The sequence below is a fragment of the Flavobacterium sp. M31R6 genome, from assembly GCF_013284035.1.
GTDB lineage: Bacteria > Bacteroidota > Bacteroidia > Flavobacteriales > Flavobacteriaceae > Flavobacterium.
Genome location: NZ_CP054141.1, coordinates 3,653,520 through 3,670,543, shown reverse-complemented (window position 1 = coordinate 3,670,543; position 17,024 = coordinate 3,653,520). Strand labels below are relative to the sequence as shown.

Annotated in this window: 18 protein-coding genes; 5 read left to right on the top strand and 13 right to left on the bottom strand. The window is 31.2% G+C overall.

Annotated elements, in window-relative coordinates:
• Positions 1-55: 55 nt before the first annotated feature.
• The 9 genes from HQN62_RS15140 to HQN62_RS15100 all read right to left on the bottom strand — a co-directional run bounded on the left by HQN62_RS15140 (position 56) and on the right by HQN62_RS15100 (position 9,898).
• Complete coding sequence (locus tag HQN62_RS15140) at positions 56-829, bottom strand: CDP-alcohol phosphatidyltransferase family protein (protein ID WP_173505009.1); 774 nt, start codon at positions 827-829, stop codon at positions 56-58.
• 171 nt (positions 830-1,000) lie between these two features.
• Positions 1,001-2,020: a COX15/CtaA family protein gene (locus HQN62_RS15135; protein ID WP_173505008.1), complete on the bottom strand. Its 1,020-nt coding sequence runs from the start codon at positions 2,018-2,020 to the stop codon at positions 1,001-1,003.
• Between the two features lie 24 nt (positions 2,021-2,044).
• The gene (locus tag HQN62_RS15130) at positions 2,045-3,466 is read right to left on the bottom strand and encodes a CCA tRNA nucleotidyltransferase (protein WP_173505007.1); all 1,422 of its coding nucleotides are present in this window, start codon (positions 3,464-3,466) and stop codon (positions 2,045-2,047) included.
• A 77-nt stretch (positions 3,467-3,543) separates the two neighbouring features.
• Complete coding sequence (locus HQN62_RS15125; RefSeq protein ID WP_173505006.1) at positions 3,544-4,110, bottom strand: L-threonylcarbamoyladenylate synthase; 567 nt, start codon at positions 4,108-4,110, stop codon at positions 3,544-3,546.
• Between the two features lie 7 nt (positions 4,111-4,117).
• A complete protein-coding gene (locus HQN62_RS15120; protein WP_173505005.1) occupies positions 4,118-5,095 on the bottom strand; it encodes a glycosyltransferase family 2 protein in 978 nt (325 codons plus the stop codon).
• 58 nt (positions 5,096-5,153) lie between these two features.
• A complete protein-coding gene (locus HQN62_RS15115; protein ID WP_173505004.1) occupies positions 5,154-6,746 on the bottom strand; it encodes a capsule assembly Wzi family protein in 1,593 nt (530 codons plus the stop codon).
• A 220-nt stretch (positions 6,747-6,966) separates the two neighbouring features.
• Positions 6,967-7,920, bottom strand: a complete 954-nt coding sequence (locus HQN62_RS15110) for a glycosyltransferase family 2 protein (RefSeq protein ID WP_173505003.1) — start codon at positions 7,918-7,920, stop codon at positions 6,967-6,969.
• Between the two features lie 9 nt (positions 7,921-7,929).
• Positions 7,930-8,874, bottom strand: a complete 945-nt coding sequence (locus tag HQN62_RS15105) for a WaaS/CpsH family glycosyltransferase (RefSeq protein ID WP_173505002.1) — start codon at positions 8,872-8,874, stop codon at positions 7,930-7,932.
• Positions 8,875-8,956: 82 nt separating this feature from the next.
• Positions 8,957-9,898 carry a glycosyltransferase family 2 protein gene (locus HQN62_RS15100; protein ID WP_173505001.1) on the bottom strand — a complete coding sequence of 314 codons (942 nt, stop codon included), beginning with the start codon at positions 9,896-9,898 and terminating at the stop codon, positions 8,957-8,959.
• Positions 9,899-10,455: 557 nt separating this feature from the next.
• Here HQN62_RS15100 and HQN62_RS15095 point away from each other — a divergent pair.
• Positions 10,456-11,217, top strand: a complete 762-nt coding sequence (locus HQN62_RS15095) for a Kdo domain containing protein (protein ID WP_173505000.1) — start codon at positions 10,456-10,458, stop codon at positions 11,215-11,217.
• On the opposite strand, the gene HQN62_RS15090 is transcribed toward HQN62_RS15095, so the two are convergent.
• The 3 genes from HQN62_RS15090 to HQN62_RS15080 form a co-directional block, all read right to left on the bottom strand.
• Positions 11,201-11,992 (bottom strand): glycosyltransferase family 2 protein, encoded by a 792-nt coding sequence (locus tag HQN62_RS15090; protein ID WP_173504999.1) that lies wholly within the window; start codon positions 11,990-11,992, stop codon positions 11,201-11,203. The two genes, HQN62_RS15095 and HQN62_RS15090, sit on opposite strands and share 17 nt — an antisense overlap.
• Positions 11,989-12,969: a glycosyltransferase family 2 protein gene (locus HQN62_RS15085; RefSeq protein ID WP_173504998.1), complete on the bottom strand. Its 981-nt coding sequence runs from the start codon at positions 12,967-12,969 to the stop codon at positions 11,989-11,991. Before HQN62_RS15085 ends, HQN62_RS15090 begins: the two co-directional genes overlap by 4 nt.
• Positions 12,970-13,042: 73 nt before the next feature.
• Complete coding sequence (locus HQN62_RS15080; RefSeq protein ID WP_173504997.1) at positions 13,043-14,107, bottom strand: glycosyltransferase family 9 protein; 1,065 nt, start codon at positions 14,105-14,107, stop codon at positions 13,043-13,045.
• A 124-nt stretch (positions 14,108-14,231) separates the two neighbouring features.
• On the opposite strand from HQN62_RS15080, the gene HQN62_RS15075 reads away from it, so the two are divergent.
• The gene (locus HQN62_RS15075) at positions 14,232-14,981 is read left to right on the top strand and encodes a glycosyltransferase family 2 protein (protein ID WP_116797638.1); all 750 of its coding nucleotides are present in this window, start codon (positions 14,232-14,234) and stop codon (positions 14,979-14,981) included.
• 79 nt (positions 14,982-15,060) lie between these two features.
• Here the strand turns inward: HQN62_RS15075 and HQN62_RS15070 are convergent, their stop codons facing one another.
• Positions 15,061-15,876 (bottom strand): 2,3,4,5-tetrahydropyridine-2,6-dicarboxylate N-succinyltransferase, encoded by an 816-nt coding sequence (locus HQN62_RS15070; RefSeq protein WP_173504996.1) that lies wholly within the window; start codon positions 15,874-15,876, stop codon positions 15,061-15,063.
• Positions 15,877-16,030: 154 nt separating this feature from the next.
• Between HQN62_RS15070 and HQN62_RS15065 the strand changes: the two genes are divergently transcribed.
• Genes HQN62_RS15065 through ruvX form a run of 3 tightly spaced genes read left to right on the top strand, consistent with a single transcriptional unit; the run spans position 16,031 to position 16,946 of the window.
• Entirely contained in the window at positions 16,031-16,264 is a 234-nt protein-coding gene (locus HQN62_RS15065; RefSeq protein ID WP_173504995.1) for a hypothetical protein, read from the top strand.
• Positions 16,254-16,535 (top strand): type II toxin-antitoxin system RelE/ParE family toxin, encoded by a 282-nt coding sequence (locus HQN62_RS15060; RefSeq protein ID WP_173504994.1) that lies wholly within the window; start codon positions 16,254-16,256, stop codon positions 16,533-16,535. Before HQN62_RS15065 ends, HQN62_RS15060 begins: the two co-directional genes overlap by 11 nt.
• Positions 16,536-16,946, top strand: coding sequence for a Holliday junction resolvase RuvX (gene ruvX / locus HQN62_RS15055; RefSeq protein WP_173504993.1), 411 nt, complete (start codon positions 16,536-16,538; stop codon positions 16,944-16,946).
• Positions 16,947-17,024: the final 78 nt, after the last annotated feature.

The following is a 17,024-nucleotide window of genomic DNA, read 5'->3' as shown; positions in this document are numbered from 1 at the left end:
AAATACTGAATTTATGTTGTTTAAGTAGTGTCGATAGATTTTGATTATGATGGTTTTAAGGCTGTATAAACGCTTTTCTTATCGCTATTAGCACAAAAATAAGAAAAGAGTAAATGATAAAGAACGGGGCAATGTATTCGATTCTGTTTAAAGAAAGCAGGACGGCAATTATCAATAATTGAAATCCCAATCCATAAATTGAAAGTATAGTCATAAACCAATTTGGGAATGATTTTACCTTGTAGGCCTCTTTGTCCAAAGCGTGAATAATCTTGTCAAAAACACCATAAACGATAGTGTAAATTTCAAACAAAATATCGACTGATTTTTGACTCTCGCCGGGTAATGCACGCGGGGATTTGTCTTCGAAAATTTGACTTGTCGTGTCCCCTCCAACAGATTTATTTCTCAAAATTACATAGTAATAGTTGTACAAAGTGCCTTGCAATTGTATCGCGATAAATGCCAAGAAAGTTATCCAAAAAGTTGTTTTTGACACAAAGCAAATGGTCATCAAAATTAGAAAATTCAAGATTATATCGAACACGCTATCAAGGTATCTCCCGGTGTAAGATGGTGTATTTTTAATTCGTGATAATTCACCATCGGCGGCATCAATTATTGATTTTAAAATAATGAAAAAAGAGGCCAAAAAATAGTGATTTTGTAAAATACAAAAGATAGCAATCAGACCGGAAATACCAAAAAGAAGGGTTACGTGAATAGGGGTAAAACGAGTGTTTTTTAATTGATTGGCAAATATTTTGGCAAGCGGTCTACCGTAATCGGATAAATCAAGAAATTGATTTTGAGCAGCAAGTTTAGACATTTTAATAGATGAAAGAACAAGATGTGACAATATAGTCGGACTACAAAAGTAAGTCTAATTTAAGTATTTGAATCGTAAACAGTAGTTAAAAATAACAAAAACGCTTTTAGAAACAGAATAACTTCTTTGAAGAAACTGTTTCTAAAAGCATTTTTTAGCTATAAAATAGTCTTATTTGCTCAATCGGTGCAAAGTGTATGTCATTGCTGTCAATAGAAAGAACGCTACAATTTGATGGGTTAAACCAAGCCAAAGTGGTACACTGTACAGTAATGTAAAAACACCCAAAGTAAATTGAAGAAAAACGATTACTACCAAGGCGTTTAATCCATTTTGTTGTTGTGATGTCAGTTGGTATTTTTTACTTTTAAAATAAAGGAATAAAATGAATCCAACCACAAAGTACGCTAACGTTCGGTGAACCAATTGAACACCACTTTTCCCTTCAGTAAGATTCAAGAATAGTGTTTTTTGTTCGATAAATACACTATCATGAATGAATTGCCCGTCGCTCATCATTGGCCAATGGTTGTGGACTAGTCCTGCATTTAAGCCTGCTACAAAGCCTCCGTATATAATTTGCAAAAGCAAAAGAACCAATGTGATTCGGGCTATTTTTTTTAAGGGAACAATTGGCGCTTTTTTATCGGGATAAATTAGGTCCAAGGCTACCCAGAGTGTGTATGCAAAAGTGATAAACGCAAATGTAAGGTGCAAGGAAAGACGAAAATGGCTTACATCTGGATTGTCGATCAAACCACTTTTTACCATAAACCAACCAAAAAAACCTTGCAAAGCTCCCATTCCGAGTAGCACAAAACATTTATTTAAAGTGGCCTTGTCAATTTTCTTTTTGGCTAAGAAATAAAAGAACGGAACGATGAAAACGAGTCCAATTATTCTTCCGATAAAACGGTGAAACCATTCCCAAAAATAGATAAATTTATAGTCGGATAAGGTGAAATCGTTATGGATGTTGATTTTTTGGTATTCAGGGAATTGTTTGTATTGGTCGAAAGCTTCCTGCCATTTGGTTTCGGTTAGCGGGGGAAGCGTGTCGGTAACTAGATGCCAATCGGTCATCGATAAACCGGAATTTGTCAATCGGGTGATGCCACCCACAACAACCATTACAAATACTAAAAAGCAACCTGAAAGTAGCCAGATAATCACGGATTTGTTATTTTTCATTTTAATTATATTAATCTTTTTCAGTTATTTTTCCGCTTTTTTCAATCCCAATTTCTCAGCTCTTTTCATCATAAATTCATAGGCGGCATCATAATCATTGAGAATTTCTCCTTCAAGGATGGCTTCTTTAATGGCTTCTTTAAGCATTCCTATTTCTCGGGAAGGTTTTAGATCAAAAATTTCCATAATCTCTTCACCGGAAATCGGAGGTTGAAAATTGCGAACATGATCGCGTTCTTCGACTTCCACAATTTTTTTGCGAACAATTTCAAAATTGCTATGATATTTCCTGAATTTATTTGGGTTTTTGGTCGTAATATCGGCTTCACAAAGTGTCATTAAATTCTCTACATCTTCACCGGCATCAAAAACTAAGCGTCTTACAGCTGAGTCGGTTACAATATCCTGTGCCAAAACGATTGGACGAGAACTCATGATAACCATTTTTTGGACAAATTTCATTTTGTGATTCAACGGCATATGAAGGCGCTCAAATATTTTTTTGGCCATTTTCCCACCTAGGAATTCGTGTCCGTGAAAAGTCCATCCTTGTTTTTTATAGAAACGTTTCGTTGGTGCTTTTCCTATGTCGTGGAGAAGGGCTGACCAACGTAACCAAACATCGTCGGTATTGGGACAAATATTATCAACCACTTCAAGTGTGTGATAAAAGTTATTTTTGTGTGTATGTCCTTCTATTTCTTCTACTTGGTTTAAAGCGGTCAATTCCGGAAGAATAATGTCTAAAAGTCCTGTTTTGAATAATAATAAAAATCCAACGGAAGGTTTATCGGTAGAAAGGATTTTATTCAATTCTTCCACAATGCGTTCTCCCGAAATGATTTTGATACGCTCGGCATTTTTGGTAATGGAATCTAATGAGTCTTTGTCTATATCAAAACCTAATTGAGTCGCAAATCGGATTCCTCTAAGCATACGCAAAGGATCATCGGAAAAAGTGATGTCCGGATCAAGAGGTGTTTTTATGATTTTGTGTTCCAAGTCAGAAATACCATTGAATGGATCAGAAAGGGTACCAAAATTATTACTATTCAATGATAAAGCCAATGCGTTTATGGTAAAATCCCTACGGTTTTGATCATCTTGAAGCGTTCCGTTTTCAACAATAGGATTTCTGCTGTCAAGATTATAGGATTCTTTTCGAGCACCCACAAATTCAATTTCGGTGTCTTCAAAACGCAACATTGCAGTTCCATAAGTCTTAAAAACTTGTACTTTTGGTTTTTTAGGAAGTAAATCAGATACTTTCAAGGCCAGTTCAATTCCACTTCCAACGGCTACAACGTCTATATCTTTTTTTGAGTTTCTGTTTAAAAGTAAATCACGTACAAAACCTCCAATTACATAACTTTCGACATTAAGTTCTTGGGATGCTTTCGAAATGACTTCGAATATTTTATTATTTAAGGCTTCTCTGTAGTTCATTCTAAAAGTTTAAAGTTTCAAGTTTCAGGTTTTAAGAGTGCTTCTAAAACTTGAAACCTGAAACTTGGAACAAAAAATTATTTACGAATCACTTTTACCTGCGAATCATTAGTTAATTTAATGATTGTTGACGGTTTTCCAGCAATTTTATCGTGGTGCAAATTTACAACATAGTCAACTCCTTTTATAATTTCAGGACTAATTTCTTTGAAACTTTTTGGAGTTGGCTGACCAGAAATATTAGCCGAAGTAGATACTAATGGTTTTTTCATGCGCTCCATCAGTTTGAAACAAAATGGCTCTTTGACGAGGCGAATGCCCAATGTATTATCGGGCGCAATAATGTTTGGGGCAACATTTCGGGGTTCGTCTAGAACTAATGTTGTCGGGTTTTCGGAAAAATCCATAATTTGCCAAGCTACTTCTGGAATTTCTTTGAAAACATTGTAGATCATTTTTTCGCCATTCATCAGGCAAATCATGCTTTGAGTTTCTGCCCTTTGCTTGAGTTTATATATTTTAGCGACAGCTTCTGGATTGGTTGCATCACATCCAATTCCCCAAACGGTATCGGTAGGGTAGAGGATGATTCCACCTTCTTTTATGACTTCGAATGCGTTGTGTATTTCTTGATTGATGTCCATTTTTGTTTTAATTTAATTGTCTTTTTCCTCTTATCCTGTCGATTAAATTTCTCAAAAAATAAAAAATCGGATTGGCTTTTTTTAGCGATTCGTTGCATTTTTTGAATAAGTCTAAGTAGATTTCGGCTATTTCATTAAAATTTACCGGGAAGTCGTCCTTAACTTCTTTAGAAGCAGTTTTGAATTTTAAATAATTGCGATAATAGACTTTAGCTAGTTGATTATATTCCTGAAATGATTTGGGAGCATCATGACCCAAAATATGATTACTCTTTAGTTGATATTTCTTTGATTTATTTATTTTAAGATTACTACTAATACCACTTTGTTGGCTTGAATGAATTCTGTATGAGATTAATTTATCGGTTAGGTATTTTAAATTGTTTCGGGAGGCTATAATTATTGCAATCCATTCATCATGATAGAATTTTTTGATATTAGGAATGGGCAAAATTAAATTTTTTATTTCTTTTTTAATACAAAGCGTGGCACCAGTTACCATATTTGCTTTAAATAAAATATGCTGATATAAATCAATTGGTTTCGATAATTGATTTTCCATAAAAAAAACAGAATCCCAAAGAGAGCTTGTGTTGATTTCTTTATTTTTCTCATCAACTAAATCACCGTCAGTAAAAACGGCTTCAGTTGATGGATTCTTTAAAAAATATTGAACGACTTTCTCGACTTTATTTTCTTTCCAAATATCATCCTGGTCACTTAAAAAGATGTACTCGCCAGAACAAATTCCAATTGCTTTTTCAAAATTTTTTGTACTTCCTAAATTAACGTGGTTCTTATATAAAGATATTTTATTGGGATTTTCTATTTGAATTAGCTCAATAATTGCAATAGTTTTATCATTGGATCCATCATCACAAATGATTATTTCATCAATAGCTACAGTTTGGTTTAAAATACTTTTGAGCTGTTCTTTAATATATTTTTCTCCATTGTAAGTACACATAGCAACAGATAGTTTCATAGTATGTTTTATTTGTTATGAAATGAAAACTACATTTTGGATACAATAATTCTTATTTTTATAACTGATATTGTAATGATAATTGAAATTGCATATTGATTTTATTGTCTTCAAATTGATATTGAAAGTTCCTCATTTGGGCGAAGTTTAGTTTAGCCTGAATACCCAGATCTCCAAATTTTTTATATGCATAAGTGTTTATTGCTAAATCAACCCATTTATGATTAAAGTCTGTATAAGCATCGTAATAAAAATCCATGTTGTGGGCATAGCGTTCTGCTTGTATTCCCCAGACTTGATCTTTTTCCCATACACTGAAATCTAAAGTCTGTAAATTACTTCCCGGGCCTATTCCTGCTCCAAGAACTTGTCCTTTGTTGGTGTAACCATGTAAAATAATACCATGCTGGTACCAAGCCCCCGCTGGTCTGACTATGCGATCGGCACTTTGTTCCAAATGAGTACTTTCAAAATTAAATTTTAAATATTTATTTTTATCCTTATTTAGCATAAATATTTTACTGAATCCAGCTAGATATGCCCTGGAATGTTCTGGTGAATCAAATAAGTCCCAAATAGTTGACGAATGGTCATTCCAGCCACTTTCCGCATAAAATTCAAATTTAGATTCTTTCATGACCCATCTAAGGAAAAGTGATGCCAATTGATCTCTATTTTTAGCATCTTCGTTACTTAGATTTTTTTTCTGGAAAGGTGAGAATATTGGCATATAATCTGAAAAACCACTACCCATGTCATCACGATAAACCTGTATGGTACGGTTCATTCCTACAAATAATCCAGGAACCCATTTTGGGTGGTAGTTTATGGAAAGGCCGTTGATATAGCGCCAATCATTTTTTTTAGGAACCTCGTAATCCACGCCATCAATTATAAATTGTGATTTTGGGCTAGTTAAACCGGAGCCTTCGAGTTTACCACAAATGATTTGTCCCTCAAAGCTTCCTATAAAAGTTTCTATAGGTTGTCTAGTATTCAAGGTAAAATGTAAAAAACCAGGTGCGTTATTGCTCATAATCAATGAATTTCTGGATCCGGGTCCCCACCATAAGTTTTCGGTTGAAACACCAATAGAAAATTTGTTGATATTAAGTTTGATATTACTCTGTCCCCAGTGCAATTTACTATAGGATTTATCTCCATAAGGTGTTGGTAAATCTGTCGTGTTTAAATAAGAAACGTTCGCTAATCTAGCGAAACTTGTCTCTGTTAATGGAAAAATATCAAAACTTGGATTAGCAGCAAATACATATTCAGGTTTTAATTGAGCACTCAAAATTCCATATTGAGCATATAAACCTGCAGTTAGTTGTGTTTGATAACCTTTTGCAGGTATCATTGAACCATCATTCCAACCATAAGGTGTAAATGTATTGTATTGTTGGGTTAAGGTTATTGGAAGTGCCTTTATCGTTATTTTTTTGGGATGAATATCATTTGTTTGTGAGGAGTCTACTAGTTCTAATGCTAATGGTCTTAAAGTATAGGAGATGAGCGGATTTCCATTGCCTAATAATTGTTCATTTCTACTTCTTTGTTCTATCATATCAATAGAACCTACGGGGATGTTTTGAGCTAATAAGGAATTACTTAGTAGGAAAAAAATAATAATTCTAAATTTTATATTCATAGTTTGAAGGCTTTTGCAAGGTTTTTACGATACCCAGTTTTAAAAATGGCAAAGTTAGACTTATATTTTTAAATGATACTTTTATAGCTTAATGAAAAGTAAAAAAGAATGTGTTTTTTAGAGGAAATCGGAAAAAAAATAATCGAAGTACAACCCAATGCTTATTATTAATTAAATGATATCGGAATTAAATTTATGATATCTAATGAGAAAAAAAAGATTATTTTTTTCGTTTACCTAACAATCGGTCACTAATCATTACAAATCGGTATCGAATAGGAAATTTTAACTTCATCTTTATGTTTAAATCATGAAATTCAGTATGGCTTTTTGTTATTAAATCTTGAATATCAATTTTTATTGAATTGAATTTTTGATACTTTTTTGATTTATGAAATTTCAAATATTTTTTTTTTGACAAATGTCTATATTCTAAAAAACTTGACGGTTTTTCTAAATCAAGAATGATTCTTTTCATTCTGTTTTTGTGAACAAGTTTGTACATGTTTTTCATACCTACTTGTTGTTTATTATGAATTCTATAGGAGATTAAATTTTCAGATGAATAATAAAGGGATTTTCTTAAGATTAAAAGGGTAGCTATTTTTTCATCATGTAAAACATCGTCTTTGAAATTGGTAATGAAATCTTTTACATGTTTTCGAATACATAATGTAGCTCCAGTTACAATATTTCCATTTTTCGAAACTACATTAAAAAAATCAATAGGTTTAGGTAATTCTTTTTCCAAAAAAAAGACAGTATCCCAAATGGTCATTGAAGAGATTAGATTGCTATTTTCATCAATTAAGTCTGCATTTGAGAAAACGCCTTCTGCATTTGGATTTTGATCAAAAACATCTAAAATTTTTTGCACTTTATCTTTTTTCCAAATATCATCTTGGTCTGCCAAAAATATATAATCTCCAGAGCAGAGATCTATAGCTTTTTCAAAATTTTTTGTGCTGCCCAAATTGACAGGATTTCTAAATAAATTAATTTTATTTGGATTTTCTTGTTGTATTCGGGATATGATTTCTAAAGTTTTATCATTTGATCCATCGTCACAAATAACAATTTCATCCACAGGAATGGTTTGTTCTAATATACTACTAAGTTGACTTGCAATAAATTTATCCCCATTGTATGTGCACATTGCAACAGATAATTTCATTTTATTTTTTTAATTAGTGATCTGATTAATCCATTCCTCTATGCTGTATTTTTCGAATAGGTCCTTCGGAATTTTTTGGTATTTATTACTGAAAAAATCTAAAGGAATGTTAGGTTTTTTCTCGTCTATAATCAATATGTTATTAGGGTTGTAGAAATCATAATTTTTAATGTCAGCATTTGTTGTGATTAGTTTTTTTTCTAGTCCAAGACTTTCAAAAACCCTAAAAGTGAGCCCTTTTTGTCCGACTCGATTGATATCTAGTAAAACTTGAGTATTATGTAAATAATCATTGACTTCAGACAATTGAATTTGTTTTGATATGTATTCAACGCTAGAGTTATGACTTTTATTCTTTTTGTCAAAAATAATTATTTTATAATTGATCTTTTTTTCTTTTAAAATTGAGGCTATTTTTACTATTAATGAAAAACGCTTATCTTTCGAACTGATGTTAAAAACTTGATACTCTTTATTCCTTGTGCCACTATTTGGAATAGGATAGATCCAATTGGTAAGAAACTTTAGACTGTGTTTTTCGCAGTCGTCTTTTTCAAAAGAATAAACTTCATCAAAATTAGGGATAACGTGTTTAATTTTTGGACACCTAGTAATACTATCATTAAAAAAAGCAATCGATTTTTTGGTATACTTCTTAAATTCAAAAATAGCTTTAGGACCAATGAAATCTCCTTTTATGGTCAAAATTAAATCTTGGACTTCGTTATTTTCTTTTAGCTTTTTGAGTATTTCATCACCATAATAAATGTTTTTAATATTTTTATTGGATACAGTTTTTAAAATAAAATTGTAAATCTTAGATTGAATGTTGGGATATTTATATTTAAAGTCAAAAAAATTAATATGGTGCACAGTATGGCCTTTCTGTATTAAGGCATTTATTAGATGGCTATTTAGCCCCCAATTATCATAGCTTATAACTGTTATTTTCATTTGTAACCGGTTGTTTTTTATCTATCCAATTTATACAAGTCATCTAATTGTAGCCAATTGAAATCATATCAATTTAATTATATTAATTAACTTGTTTGATTTTTTGAATTTGTTTTAAAGATTTAGTCAAAGGGGCTCCATTTAAAACTAACATGAAAAGAGCTCTGTTTTTAGATTTTATTATGCCACTAAAAAAATATTTAATGGTAAGAAAAACCAAAACTATTTTATGTGCCCAAAAACCGTAATGTTTTTGAATTACATATAATAGAGATATTTTTAACTCTTTCTTGATAGCAATAGATTGTGTGGTGCTAACACCATGTAAATGAATAAATTTTGCATCAGGTATTAAATAGGCCAATTTGGATATATTGAGTAATCTTTTACATAAATCAGATTCTTCATGATATAAAAAGATATTTGTATCAAATCCTCCAATTTCATTGAAGTCCTCAGTTCTCATAAACATAAAACTTCCTGTTATATAGTTTACTCGTGTAGGATTGTCGTAAAGTCTCTTGCTTTTAGGATATTTTTTAGGATTTAATTTTTCTAGTATCTTTTTTCCAAAAATCTCAGTATAAGGGGATGCAAAATGATCTGAACAAAGCATAAATGTTCCGTCTTCTTTATAGGCTTGGCCTCCAACTATACCAGTGTTCTTGTTTTCTTCCAAGAATTTTTTTAATATGGAAAGACAATCATTCAGCAACAATGTGTCGTTGTTTAAAAAGGCTAAATAATTAGCATTCGCAAATTGTACACCGTGCATATTTCCTCCTCCAAAACCAGTGTTAATATTACTGCGATATAATTTTATGTTAGGGTTGTTTTCTTGATCGCAAAATTTCTTTAAATTTAAGTAGTCTTTTTCTTCAGAGGCATTGTCTGTGATGATGATTTGAAAATTTAACCTATCAGATGTATTTTTAAGTATCGAATGAATACAATTAATACTGTGTTCGCTTGAATTATAGTTTATTAAGATTACAGCTACGTCGTGTTTTTCTTGCGTTGTCATAAAAAATTATTCTTTATCTCTAAATTGAGTTTCTTTTAAATCGTTTAGTTTTCGATTTTAAATTTATGTCAATTTGTGTTTTATTTCTTTAGAAAAACCAACATTTACATAAATCATTTTGATTAGGTAAAAGCGGGGTCTTGGAAACACCATATCAGTTTATACAAAATACTTAAAAAGTCAATCTCAGTATGATATGCCTAGTAATTGATTTTAAAAATTTCATTTTTGCAAAGTAACAAATAAAAAACATGAAAAGCGTACAATTTTTGAGGGGGTTATAATAAGGAAAGAGTGCTTTTTAATAAGATTTTGTATGTAAAATTTTGTGTGGTTGTAAATACAATTTTTATTTAGTTTTCAAAGATTGAATTTAATATAGAAAGATAAAATAATCTGTCATGGTCTTAATCAGATTAGTATAACAATAATAGTTTTTTGAATAAGAACTGAATTATGACTCAATATGTACATAATTTATTAGAAAAAGCGTAATTTTTTCGGGGTCTAAAAAAATCATTTGGTATTTTTACCAAAATTTTAATGCCATAAAGCTAATGTCTCATATTATAAATTCAAAATTTACTTCAAAATCTACTGAAATCGATAGTTATATTCGTGATTTCAAAACTACAGGAAAAATCTTTGGTGACGGAAAAAGAAATATCATTAAATTATTTGAACTTGAAGATATAATTGTTAATATCAAATCTTTCAAAATCCCAAATTTGATTAACAAGATTGCTTACAGGTATTTTAGAAAGTCTAAAGCAAGACGTTCTTTTGAATATGCAACTCTTTTATTGGAAAAAGGAATTGGAACGCCGCAACCTATTGCTTATTTAGAGAATTATAATTGGATAGGATTGAAAGACAGTTATTATGCCAGTGAGCATCTACAATGTGATTTGACCTATAGAGAATTAGTGGAAATCCCAACTTATCCAGACCATGAAAATATTCTACGCCAGTTTACTCGCTTTTCTTATTCTTTGCATCAAAAGGGGATTGAGTTTAAAGATCATTCTCCAGGGAATACATTAATTAAAAAGAGTATTGAAGGACAGTATGATTTCTTTTTGGTTGATTTGAATAGAATGAATTTTCATGAAAAAATGTCGTTTGAATTGCGAATGAAAAATCTTTGCCGATTAACACCGGTAAAAGAAATGGTAGCCGTAATGAGCAATGAATATGCAAAAGTATCAGGTGAGCCTGAAGATTTGATATTTGAAACTCTTTGGCGATATACTGCTGATTTTCAAGAGAGATTTCACAGGAAGAAAAGATTGAAGAAGAAACTTAAGTTTTGGAAGTAAGATTCTGATTTTGTTTCCATAGTTTTTTTAACTCTTTGTATCGAATAACTATGGAATAAGCGTTTAGGTAACAAATGATTATCCCTTTTTTGCCATCAAGGAATCCTAATCTGATGAAATAGTTGTACAGAAAATTATAGCTGGGATGGAAAAATTGATGTAATAATGTTGGCTTTACTTTTTTTATGAATTTTTCTTGTGCTTTGAATTTTCCGTAAAAAATAATCTTTTCCTGGTAGTCCTGGTAACTTGAATAGGAATGGTGAATTAGTTTATTTTTTAAAAAACCAATTTCACCGTCAACGATTAGTTTTTCGTGAACCAATCTTTTTTCATCATATCTTGCTGATTTTTTATCGAAAAGGCGGAATATTTTGTCCGTTTGATTACCACTATACTTTAAAACAGTATTCTCAAACATAAAAATTCTTTCAAAAAAGTAAGCTACATAAGTTTGGTTGTTTTGTAGTGTTTCTATAATTTCCTGCTTTAATTCAGGCGTTAAAACCTCGTCGGCATCAAGAAACAGAATCCAGTCATTTTTGGCTTGTGAGATTGCAAAATTTCTTTGTGCGGAAAAATTTTCAAATTTATTTTGTGTAAACGTTACTTTAGGAAAAGTTTTTGCAACAATTTCTGTTCCATCGGTACTAAACGAATCGACAATTATTATTTCATCTGCAAAATCTAAATCTGATAATAAAGCTTTTAAATGTTCTTCTTCATTTAAAGTTATAATTAACACAGACAATTTTTTAGCATTGCTATTTGTCATAAGTCTACTTTTTGATAGTTTGGAGATCTTTTACTTAACCAAGTTTGTTTTTTTATCGCATAAAAATAATAAGAACAAAGATTTTTGAGAATGTATCTATTTGTTTTTAATTTCAAATTAAAAAATAAAAATAAGCTTAAAAGTGATAGGAAGGTTTTTTCTAAAAGTATAAAGAGTGTCAAAAAACCATGTGCTAGTGCCTTGGTTATTGGCTTAAAATTATTGTTTATGTATACATGTTTTGAAATGATAACTTCGGTTTTGCTGATATGTTCTGTTTCAAAATCGTTTCTTGAAGAACCACCGTGTTCATGTAAAATAGTCGTGTCTCTAGTCACTGCCATTTTACCATTCTTCTGGGCTATTTTTCTGCAAATATCGACATCTTCAAAGTAGAGCCAATAATCTTCGTTCCAACCATTCACTTTTTTAAACCAATCCTTACTTATAAAAATTACTGCTCCTGTGACCCAGTCAGGATAAAATAATTCTTTTTTGGAGTTGAAAATTGTGTTCGTTCTTTTATTAATTATTTTTCTGTAAAAAAACCTGCTTATCGCAAAAAGGCGCGCTAGTGATGGAAAAATGTTGGTTTGATAAAAAAAACGATTTTTTTTGTCAACCTGTAAACAGGATAATATTCCTATTTCCGAATGGTTTTTATAAGTTGTATAAAGTGTGGTAAGGGTATTGGGAGAAATTACGGTGTCAGGATTCAGAAATAAAAAATATTCTCCTTTTGCTTCTTTTGCTCCCAGGTTGCATCCATTCGCAAAACCAGAATTAGTATTGTTTCTGATGAAAATAAAGTCTTTAAATTTATTTTGAAACGAATCAAACTCTCCATCATTCGAAAAATTATCAACAATGATTACTTCAAAATTTATTTTTGTTTTATCTATCGAAAGTAAGGATTCTAGACAGTTATGTAATGGCTTCCAACTTCGGTAGTTGACTATAATAATTGAAACGTCCATTATAAGATAGGATAAGTTTTTGATGAATTTGGTCGTGTAAATTGAACTTATTTAATAAGGCTTAGTCGTATCGTTAATTATTGTCTATGAAAAAATCAATTTTGTCTTTAAAAAGTTCTGGAGAAAGTTGTTGATATAAAGAGGTGTGGTTTTTCTTTATCTCATCGTGATTAATATCAGCAAATAGCTCAGGTTTGAAATCTTTTAAATGAACAGATATATTTTTTATTCCATCCTCAAAAGTTGCCCAAATTTTCTTTTCTACAAAAGGAGAAAAAATCGTAAAAGCAGGTTTGTTTAATGCTTTGGCCATATTGATCGCTCCCCCATCGTTACCAATAATTAAATCACATTGATTCATTATAGCTATAAATGATCTCAAATCTTTACCGAATAAATCAAAATGTATTTTTTCTTGAGTCTCTTGTGAACAGGAATTATAAATAGATTTGGCATCCTCAATTTGATTTTCAAAATAATTAAAAAGTATTGTTACGTCTTTATGGTTTGCGACATATTCAACAACCTTCACCATGTATTCTAGAGGATAGGTTTTGTTTTTCTCACTTCCTAGTAGACTAATCATTATCGTTTTTTTGCTTCTGTTTATTTTGTGTTTTTCAAAAAGCAAAATTGTTGCTTCATTTTCTTCAGGACTCACAAATAATTTGGGATGGGGGTCTATTTTATTTTGATCTAGATTTAGTGGCTCCAATAATAAAAGCCTATTGTCAATGGCGAATCCATATTTTGGCGTGTCGGTATTTTCAAAACGTTTTAAATTATGTGTATAAAACAATTTAGTGTACCATTTGTGGTAAGCTATTTTAATATGGGAACCAGCAAACATTGTAATTAGATTTGTTTCCAATTTATTGTAAACATCAATTACAACATCATATTTTTTAGCTCTAATTTCAAAAATAAACCTAAATAGAGAGAAATAGTTTTTTCTAACTTTATGGGATAATGGTATTACGTTGTCAATATTTGGATTTCCGATTAAAACGTCAAGACTATTGGTATAACACATGTAATCAATTGTATATAAAGGAAATTGCTTTTTTAAATTATTGCATATTATTGTACTTGTAAGCACGTCACCAATTCTTTTTTGCTGAATAACTAAAATTCTCATATTGAATAAACTTAATTTGAGTGCTAAAATACAAAGTATTTATAGATATTTGTGGGAGCTAGATTATAAATGGAGTAATCTAGTGGGAAAAACTATATTTTTGTAGCAGCAAATAAATATTACGATGGCAATAAGTGGTTTGATTATTACTTTTAATGAGGAAAAAATGATAGGAAAGTGTATTGATGCACTTTTTAGAGTTTGTGATGAAGTAATTATAGTCGATTCTTTGAGTAAAGATAGAACAGTTGAGATAGCTAAAGCTAAAGGGGCAATAGTCATTGAACAGCCTTTTTTGGGAGATGGTCCTCAACGTACTCATGGTTTACCTTTTTGTAAAAATGATTGGATTCTTAATTTGGATGCTGATGAGTTTTTGGACGCAGATGCTGAAGATTTTATTTTAAAAGAGAAATACCTAAACGGGGATTATGATGCCTTTAGTTTTAGAATAAAAAATTTTTTGGGTGATAAGTTAATTGATTTTGCAGGTTGGTATCCAGATCATAAAGTACGGTTTTTTAATAAAAAGTCGGCAAATCCATCTGATTCAAAAGTGCACCAAACTATAGTTGCGACCAATGAAAAGAAAGTTGCTGTTCACATACTGCATTATGGCTGGGATTCTTTGGAACAAATTATTTCCAAAAAAAATCAATATTCAAGCTGGCATGCACAGCAACTCTTTGATCAAGGAGTAAGAATATCAGGGTATAAACCAATTCTGAATGGGGCAGTTGCATTCATACGTTGTTACTTTTTTAAGAAAGGAATTTTGAATGGGCTAGACGGATTGACTATTTCTATGATTCAAGGTTTCTTTTCTTATATGAAATATGCCAAACTAATTAAAATTCAAAAAAAAAATAGTTGATGTTTTGAATTTTGGTTGATATAAAAAGAGGTCTTATTTTACAAAATAAGACCTCTTTTCTTTATAAAATAAAATGATTTTAAACCGCTACATCATATTCGCGTAAAGCGTTATTCAAAGATGTTTTTAAATCAGTAGATGGTTTACGAGTTCCGATAATCAAAGCGCAAGGCACTTGGAATTCACCAGCAGCAAATTTTTTGGTATAACTTCCAGGTATTACTACCGAACGGGCAGGAACAAAACCTTTCATTTCTACAGGCTCATCACCAGTTACATCAATGATTTTTGTTGAGGCTGTCAAACATACATTGGCACCAAGAACTGCTTCTTTACCTACATGAACTCCTTCAACTACAATACAACGAGAACCTACAAAAGCACCATCTTCAATGATAACGGGAGCTGCTTGTAATGGTTCTAATACTCCACCAATTCCAACACCACCACTTAAGTGTACGTTTTTACCAATTTGAGCACAGCTTCCCACAGTTGCCCATGTATCTACCATAGTTCCTTCATCTACATAAGCGCCAATGTTCACGTAACTTGGCATCATGATTACACCGCTCGAAATATAAGCACCATAACGAGCAGATGCTCCAGGAACTACACGAACTCCTTTTTCGGCATAATCTCTTTTTAGCAGCATTTTGTCATTGTATTCAAAGATTCCAGCTTCCAATGTTTCCATTTTTTGAATAGGGAAGTACATCACAACGGCTTTCTTTACCCATTCGTTTACTTGCCATCCTTCACCAACAGGCTCGGCAACACGCAATTTTCCTGAATCTAATAATTCTATAACTTCTCTGATGGCATCAGTAGTTGTTGTTTCTTGTAGTAAAGCACGGTTTTCCCAAGCTTGTTCTATTATAGTTTGTAATGGGTTCATTTTTGATAGATTTTTGGCAAAGATACCATTTTTAACCAATAGCAAAAAAGAGAAATTGTATGGAAAATGTTATAGATTTAACTTGTTCGAGATTTGTTTTGTGAAATATTTTTTTGTTTAAAAAGTGGTATATTTGTGTAATAAATAAAAAGCTATGGAAACTATTCGATTAGAATTTCAGCCTAACATAAAAGCAAAAATCTTGGAATTATTAAGCTCGTTCTCTTCGGATGAACTAAAAATTGTTCAGGAAGACCCTTATTTCGATGAAAATAAAAGAAAATTAGATGCTTCTTTGGCTAAAGTTAAAAATGGGACCGCCGAATGTTGCTCTTTGGATGAATTAGATGCATTTCTTGAAGCTACTATTTCTGAATATGAAAATTGAGATTACTAAAGATTATAGACTTGATTTAGACCAACAGATTAGATATATTTCAAAGGATAAGCCTCAAGCAGCTAAGAAGTTTAAAGTTGATTTAATCAAAAATATCAAGAAAGATTTAAAATACCCTTTTCATTTCAAAAAATCGAGATATTATGACGACGAAAACATAAGAGATTATGTTTTTAAAGGATACATTTCTGTTTACTATATTGATACAGACCAAAACTGCATTTCTGTTTTTGGATTTATCAAACACAAAAAATCATTATAAATGCCAAGAATACTCTCCATAGATTACGGACAAAAACGAACAGGAATAGCTGTTACCGATGAATTGCAAATTATAGCTTCGGGATTGACTACGATTCCATCACCAACCGCAATTGCTTTTTTAAAAGATTATTTTGCTAAAGAGAAAGTGGAAGCTGTTCTTATTGGCGAGCCAAAACAAATGAATGGAGAACCTTCTGAAAGTGCTTCAATAATCAAAGGATTTGTAACTCATTTTACCAATCATTTTCCGGATATGAAGGTCATTCGCGTTGATGAGCGTTTTACTTCCAAAATGGCTTTTCAAACAATGATTGATAGTGGTCTTAGTAAAAAACAGCGCCAAAACAAAGCTCTTATTGATGAGATTTCGGCCACTATCATGCTTCAGGATTATTTGAATCGAAAATAGTAATCTTAATTTAACAAACTGTTATGTTTTTTGGGTGTTTTGTAACCAAAAAATAATTTTTTTTTGTGGTTTTTAGAG